Consider the following 7,242-nt stretch of genomic DNA (forward strand, 5'->3'; position numbering starts at 1 on the left):
CCGACGATGATGCCGTGACAACCGGCACCGCGGAATCCCAACCGGTGGCGGCCGGCCCGAAAGCCGTATCGGCGCCAAAGGCCGCCACCGTGAACGGCCAGATCGTGGTGGGTCTGATTTCAGACACCGAAGCCCACGAGGCGGCCCTGTGGAACAATGCAGCCGGCGTTTTGAGCAGTAAGGGCCTCAAACAGGCCCTGGATGTTCTCTTCTCCGCGTCGTGCAGCGTTTCCAGCGTCCGGTCGAAAAACCGCTACCGGCTGCTCATGGCCAAATTGTGCCTGCAGGCCAACCGGCCGGACCTGGCCCGCCCCATTGCCGAAGAGCTCAACACCCTGCTCGAGGAGCTGGGGCTGGAACGCTGGGAATCTCCCGTCTGGGTGGGCGATGTGCTCGGCGCGCTCTACCGCTGCCTGATCCAGGCGGAAGAGGGGAGTGACGATTATTATCGGGCCGAGGAGATTTTCAAGAAGATGTGTACCATCGATCTGACCAAGGCATTGCAGCATCGCCAGTCATAACCCCGGCGGCGGGCATGGCGTGTCTGTCTCGGGTGCTTAATAAAATATAAATGAGGAGCAGCATTGTCCCGTATCGGTGAAAAGGAGGCATACCATGGCTGAAAGTTTGCAACACACATTGGACCGGGTCCGTTCCCCGCGTGTCCAGATTACCTACGACGTGGAGATCGGGGATGCCATCGAAATGAAGGAGATTCCCTTCGTCGTCGGCGTACTCGCGGATCTGTCGGGAAAACCGGACGAACCCCTGCCCAAGGTCAAGGACCGCAAATTTGTCGAGATCGACCGGGACAACTTCAACCAGGTGCTGGCCGGCATGAAGCCGCGGTTGGCCTACCGGGTGGACAATAAGCTGACCAATGACGACAGCAAAATGGCCGTGGAGTTGCGCTTCAAGTCCCTGGACGATTTCCATCCCGAGCGGGTGGCCGAACAGGTGACGCCGGTACGCAAGCTGGTGGAGGCTCGCAAGCGTCTCTCCGACCTTTTGGCCAAGCTCGACGGCAACGATAAGCTGGATGAATTGCTTCAGGATGTGCTGGCCAATACCGACAGCATTGAAAAACTCGGCCAGGAAGCCGGCGTCGAGGCCAAAGAAGCCGGCGCTGAGACAAAAGAGGAGTAGGCGGCGCCTGATCGGCGATACAGCCATCGTTTGAATCAAGCATGCCTTTGGTGACCGGCATCCGTCCGGTCGGCGTGAACCGGTACGCAAGGAGGGTGATATGACGGATCAGGAACAACAGGCTCAGCAGGAGGCGCCCCAGGCCGTTGAGGAAGAAAAGGGCCTTTTGGATCAGATCATTTCAGAAGGGCGCTTGGCACGCGAGGAGAGCCAGAAAGCCTATGCCAAGGATCTGATCAGTGAATTCGTGGGCCAGGTCATGGAGGGCACCATGACCATTTCAAAAGATACCGAGGCGATGATCAATGCCCGGATTGCCCAGATCGACAAGCTGATTTCCGATCAGTTGAACGAAATCATGCACCATGAGGACTTTCAGAAACTGGAAGGATCGTGGCGGGGACTGAATTACCTGGTCTCCAAGAGCGAGACCGGCGAACGCATGAAGATCCGGGTCATGAACGTCAACAAGAAGGACCTTCTCAAGGATATGGAGAAGGCCAGTGAATTTGACCAGTCCGCCATGTTCAAGAAGGTCTACGAAGAGGAGTTCGGCATGTTCGGCGGCGCCTCTTACGGCGCCTGATCGGGGATTACGAGTTCGGCAACCACCCCCAGGATATGGCCTTGCTGGAAAAAATGTCCCAGGTCGCCGCTGCGGCCCATGCGCCGTTCATCTCTGCGGCAAACCCGGGGATCCTGAACCTGGACAGTTTCACCGAATTGGGCAATCCCCGTGACCTGGCCAAAATATTCCAGAGCCCCGAGTATGCCAAATGGCGCTCTTTCAGGGATTCCGAGGATTCCCGCTACGTGGCCCTGTGCCTGCCCCATATCCTGATGCGACAGCCCTACGGGCAGGCCAATATCCCCGTTGAGGCGTTTGACTTCGAAGAGAATGTCGACGGTACCGATCATAAAAAATACCTGTGGGGCAACGCCGCCTATGCGCTGGGGTCGCGGCTGACCGATGCGTTTGCCAAATACGGCTGGTGTGCCGCCATTCGCGGGGTCGAAGGCGGCGGATTGGTCGAGGGGCTGCCCGTGCACACCTTCAAGACCGACGAGGGCGATGTGGCGCTCAAATGTCCCACCGAGATCGCCATTACCGATCGGCGGGAGAAGGAACTGGCCGACCTGGGCTTCGTTCCCCTGGTGCATTGCAAGGGGACCGATTTCGCCGCCTTTTTCAGCACCCAGTCGGCCAATAAACCCAAGGTTTACGATTCCGACGACGCCAACGCCAATGCTCGTTTGTCTTCTCAGCTGCAGTACATCATGGCCACTTCCCGTTTCGCCCATTACCTGAAATCCATGATGCGCGATAAAGTGGGCAGTTTCATGACCCGTGCCGATGCCCAGGATTTCCTCAACCGCTGGATCAGCAACTATACCCTGGGCGATCCCAATGCCGGGCAGGAGATGAAGGCCAAATACCCGCTCAGTGACGCGCGCGTCGATGTGACGGAGATACCGGGGAAACCGGGTGCCTATCGTGCGGTGGCCTTTTTAAAGCCCCATTACCAGTTGGATGAGTTGAGCGTATCCTTGCGTCTGGTTGCCGAATTGCCGCCGCCTGCCGGCGGCTAATGGGGGCAACGGACGCTGTGGCCGGAACACCGGACCGTAAAACCCATGCCTTGCGGTGCCCGGCCGCGTCGGTGATCCATTCGATTTTTAGCCATCACTGTTTTTCGCAAACACCAACAAAGGAGGATGACCATGGCCGTTGATATGTTCCTTAAATTGTCCAACAACATCAAAGGCGAGTCCAAGGATTTCAAACACAAGGACGAGGTCGACGTACTGGCTTGGAGCTGGGGCGTCAGCCAGTCCGGAACCTTCCACATGGGCGGCGGCGGCGGTTCTGGTAAGGCCTCTTTCCAGGACCTGAGCGTCACCAAGTATGTGGATAATTCGTCCAACGGGCTGTTGCGGGCCTGCGCCACCGGTGAGAAGATTGATACGGCTGATCTTTTCGTGCGCAAAGCCGGCAAGAAACCGCTGGAGTATATTGTGATTAAAATGAAAGATGTCCTGGTGACCTCGGTGTCCACCGGTGGGTCCGGCGGCGAGGATCGGCTGACCGAGAACATCTCGCTCAATTTCAGAGAAGTCGAATATACCTATATCGAACAAAAGCCCGACGGTACCGGTGGCAGCCCCATGCCGTTCAAATTTGACATCGGAGCCAATGAATTCAAGGGTTGATCTGAATGGATAATGCCCAGGCGTCCATACTGGACAGGCTCATCGACACGGCACCGGCCGATTCGCGCGAGCCTGTCCAGTATCGCCTTTTGGATGTCAGCCAGGTCAAGGCCTTCGTCATCCGAGACCTGGAGAATCTGTTGAACAGCCGCCGTTCGATCACCGCGTTGCCGGCGGCCTTTCATCATCTGCACAATTCCGTGGCGACTTACGGGCTCAAGGATTTTACCGCCGAAAACACCGGCAGTCATCGGGTCAAAAAGACCATTCTCAAGGATGTGGAGCGGACCATCGAACGCTTCGAGCCCCGCCTGAGGAACGTGAAAGTCGTGGTCGAGGCCGGTCGTCAGAAGGAGCGTCACCTCCACTTCCGCATCTCGGCCCTGTTGGTTGTCGACCCCATTCGCGAACCGGTGACCTTCGACACCTATTTTGATGCGATTCACAAGGAGTATGTGGTCGCGGATTGAATCAGGCCTTTTAGGGGCTAAAGCCGGAAACCATCGGGAAGGAATCACGCCGTTTTATGGAAGACAGGCTCCTCGACTACTACGAGCGCGAGTTGACCTTCATTCGGGAAATGGGGGCTGAATTTGCCAAGAAATACCCCAAGATCGCCAGCCGGCTGCTGCTCGAAGGCGACAAGTGCGAGGATCCGCACACCGAGCGCCTGATCGAGGCCTTTGCCTGATCAGCGGCCGTATCCACAAGAAGATCGACGATGATTTCCCTGAAATCACCGAATCCCTCTTCAACATCATCTACCCCCATTACATCAACCCGATTCCTTCCATGACCGTGGTTCGTTTCGAACCGGTCGGCCAGAACATTCCCGAAGGCGGGTATCCCATCGACAAGGGAACGGCCCTGTTTTCGAAACCGGTGCGGGGTACCCCCTGTCGATTCACCACGACCCAGCCGGTGCGTATCTGGCCGGTGCGGGTTTCAGGTGCCCGGATAAAGGAGCCCAGCACCTTCGTCAGGGGAGCGGTCCAGGCCATCGAAATCGATCTGGCCACTTTCAACGGGGTGCACCTGGATGCCATCGGCTGGCAGTCCCTGCGGTTTTTTCTCAATGGCCCGCACCAGCATGTTTTTCATCTGTACGAACTGATTTTCAACCATGTCAGCCGCATCGAGTGCGAGATCGAACTGAAGGACGGCACGCGCAAGACCGTGGCCCTTCCACTCGACGCGATCCGGCCGGTCGGTTTCTCCGATGAGGAGGGTATTCTGCCCTATTCGAAGCGCTCCTTTCCGGGATACCTGCTGCTTTTCGAATACTTCTGTTTTCCGGAGAAGTTTCTCTTCTTCGATTTTTGCGGCTCGATCGCCTGGGCACGGAAAAAATGGGCAGCGCCATGACCCTGCGGATCTACCTGAACCGCTCCGGCAAGGCTGACCTGGTGGTCAATGCCGAGACCTTCTGCCTGAATGCGACACCGGCGGTCAACCTCTTCCAGCGCATTGCCGAGCCCATTCGCGTGGAGCAACGCAAGACCGAATACGAAGTGGTTCCCGACATGCGCCGCAAGGATGCCACGGAAGTCTACAGCGTGGACCGGGTGGTGGTGACCCGCTCCGGCGTTTCCGATGCCCAGCTGGAGTACAAACCGTTCTATTCCATCCGCCACCATCTTTCCAGTGACGGCGAATCGGCCAGCGAAGCCTTCTGGCACATTCAACGCAAGGCTTCACGGAAAAAGGAGGACCGCGGCACGGACGTGTTTCTCTCCTTTTCCGATCTTAATTTGAAACCCACCGACCCGACCGACGATATTCTCACCGTGCGCATCACCTGTACGAATCGCGATCTGCCGTCACGCCTGCCGTTCGGCGATCCCAGCGGCGATTTCAGCCTGGAAACGGCAGCCCCGGTATCCGGCGTCGTCTGCATGCTGAAACCGACACCCGCCCGGCGTCCCTTTTTGGAGGGCGCCCTGCAGTGGCGGTTGATTTCCCACTTCTCACTGAATTACATGTCCTTGGTGCAGGGCGGCGAAAACGCGCTGAGGGAGATCCTCCGGCTTTACAATTTCGATAACACGCTTTCCAGCCAGCAGATGATCGACGGCATCGTCGCGGTGGACTGCCGGCATGTCACCAAACGGATCAAACGCTCGTTTTGTCGGGGTGTCCGGGTGACGATCACCTTCGATGAAGACAAGTATGTGGGCACGGGGCTATTCCTGTTTGCCAGCGTGCTGGAAGCGTTTCTGGCCCAGTATGTATCCGTCAACTCGTTTTCGCAGCTGGAGGTCAAGACCCTGCAGCGGGAGGAATTGGTAAAACGATGGCCGCCGAGAAGCGGAAATCAGATCCTGCTTTAAAGGCACAGTTGTTTGAACGGTTCTTCGAATTCTCTTTTTTTCGTGCCGTTCATCTGCTGGAGCGCTTCGGTGGCCCGCGCAAACGGCTGGGCCGCACCCTTGAACCGGATGCGGAGCCGGTGCGGTTCACGGTCAAGCAGGGGTTCTCCTTTCCGCCCAGTGATATCTCCGATTTGAAGGCGCCCCGCCCGGACAAGCCGCCGCGCATGGAAGTCGCCTTCATGGGCCTGACCGGGCCTTCGGGTGTGCTGCCCCATTGGTACTCCCAGCTGATCGTCGACCGTGCCCGGGAGAAGGACTTTGCCCTGGCCGCCTTTCTCGATCTGTTCAACCATCGGCTGATCACCCTTTTTACCTGGCTTGGAAAAAACATCGTTTTCCGGAAAACTACGAATCGGGCGCCCGCGACCGCCTCTCGCGCTATCTTTTGAGCCTCTGCGGGCTCGGCACGGCGGGGCTCACGGAGATGATCGGCCTGCCCGAAGAGTCGCTGACCTTATACAGCGGGCTGCTTTCGCGGCCGATGGCCTCGGCGGTATCCATCGAAGCGGCCGTGGCCTATTTGCCGATGCCCGGGTACGCGTGGAACAATTCATCGAACGAGTTGTCGATCTCGATCCCCAGGACCAGACCCAACTGGGCATGGCCAATGCCGCCCTGGGCGACGACGCCATCTGCGGCAGCCAGGTGTGGGAGAGCCAGACCAAGTTCCGCGTCCATCTGGGACCGGTGGACCGCCGCAAATTCGTGCGCCTGATGCCGACCGGCGACCTCTTGGTGCCCATTTTCTCACTGGTGCGGTACATGGTGGGCATCGAGTATGAATTCGAAATCCGCATCTATCTGAAGAAGGAAGACGTCCCGCTTTGTCAACTCGGCGGGAGCGGGGCGGATACGCCGCTTCTCGGGTGGACCACCTGGGTTTCCTCCCCAGGGTATGCCTATCCGGAAGATATCTTTTTTACTTTTCAGGAGTATGATCTGAAGCTGGTTGAACTCTGAGAGGCTGATCTTTGCAAAACCGCTATTATCAAAGGAGAGACCCATGGCTGTATCCAATCTCAAGTCCCTGATCGGCAAGCTTAATGAAACTTGCCGCAGCGCTCTCGAATCCGCGGCAGGGCTGTGTTTGTCCCAGACCCATTACGAGGTGGATATCGAGCATTTTCTGATCAAGCTCCTGGAGATGTCCGATACCGACCTGCTGAAGATTTTAAAATATTTCGAGGTCAACGATGCCCATCTGGTGGCTGACCTGACCCGGGCCATCGAGAAGTTCAAGACCGGCAATGCGCGCACCCCGGCGCTGTCCCCGCGCATTCCCCGCATGATCCGGGAGGCCTGGCTGTTGGCCTCGGTGGAATACCAGATGCCGCAGGTCCGTTCCGGACACATCCTCATGGCCCTGTTGGACAGCGAGGACCTGGCCCGCATGCTCATCGCCAGCTCGGAGACCCTGAAGAAGATCTCCCTGGAAACCCTCAAACAGAACCTGGTCGACCTGACCACCGGCACCGTCGAGGATGCCGGGACGTCCGCCACGGGGCCGGCCGAG

At 57.9% G+C, this 7,242-nt stretch carries 6 protein-coding genes and 3 pseudogenes; all 9 read left to right on the forward strand.

Annotation, left to right across the window (positions count from 1 at the left end):
- Positions 1–521 (forward strand): type VI secretion system domain-containing protein (locus tag JCM12296_RS30950; RefSeq protein WP_218188372.1); only part of this gene is annotated, 521 nt, incomplete at its 5' end.
- A gap of 94 nt (positions 522–615) precedes the next feature.
- Positions 616–1,146, forward strand: coding sequence for a type VI secretion system contractile sheath small subunit (tssB, locus tag JCM12296_RS30955; protein WP_054701152.1), 531 nt, complete (start codon positions 616–618; stop codon positions 1,144–1,146).
- Between the two features lie 358 nt (positions 1,147–1,504).
- Positions 1,505–2,736, forward strand: a pseudogene (gene tssC, locus JCM12296_RS30960) (type VI secretion system contractile sheath large subunit).
- A gap of 132 nt (positions 2,737–2,868) precedes the next feature.
- Complete coding sequence (locus JCM12296_RS30965) at positions 2,869–3,357, forward strand: Hcp family type VI secretion system effector (RefSeq protein ID WP_054701165.1); 489 nt, start codon at positions 2,869–2,871, stop codon at positions 3,355–3,357.
- A gap of 5 nt (positions 3,358–3,362) precedes the next feature.
- Positions 3,363–3,827, forward strand: coding sequence for a type VI secretion system baseplate subunit TssE (gene tssE / locus JCM12296_RS30970; protein WP_054701155.1), 465 nt, complete (start codon positions 3,363–3,365; stop codon positions 3,825–3,827).
- A 110-nt stretch (positions 3,828–3,937) separates the two neighbouring features.
- A pseudogene (tssF, locus tag JCM12296_RS48475) lies at positions 3,938–4,722 on the forward strand (type VI secretion system baseplate subunit TssF).
- A complete protein-coding gene (gene tssF / locus JCM12296_RS48480) occupies positions 4,707–5,687 on the forward strand; it encodes a type VI secretion system baseplate subunit TssF (protein ID WP_218188375.1) in 981 nt (326 codons plus the stop codon). Before tssF (JCM12296_RS48475) ends, tssF (JCM12296_RS48480) begins: the two are co-directional and overlap by 16 nt.
- Positions 5,651–6,689 (forward strand): annotated as a pseudogene (tssG, locus tag JCM12296_RS46385) (type VI secretion system baseplate subunit TssG). Before tssF (JCM12296_RS48480) ends, tssG begins: the two are co-directional and overlap by 37 nt.
- Positions 6,690–6,732: 43 nt before the next feature.
- The coding region (locus JCM12296_RS30990) for a Clp protease N-terminal domain-containing protein (protein ID WP_281492219.1) at positions 6,733–7,242 on the forward strand (510 nt) is incomplete at its 3' end.

The sequence above is a fragment of the Desulfosarcina cetonica JCM 12296 genome, assembly GCF_001311845.1.
GTDB classification, from domain to species: Bacteria; Desulfobacterota; Desulfobacteria; order Desulfobacterales; family Desulfosarcinaceae; genus Desulfosarcina; species Desulfosarcina cetonica.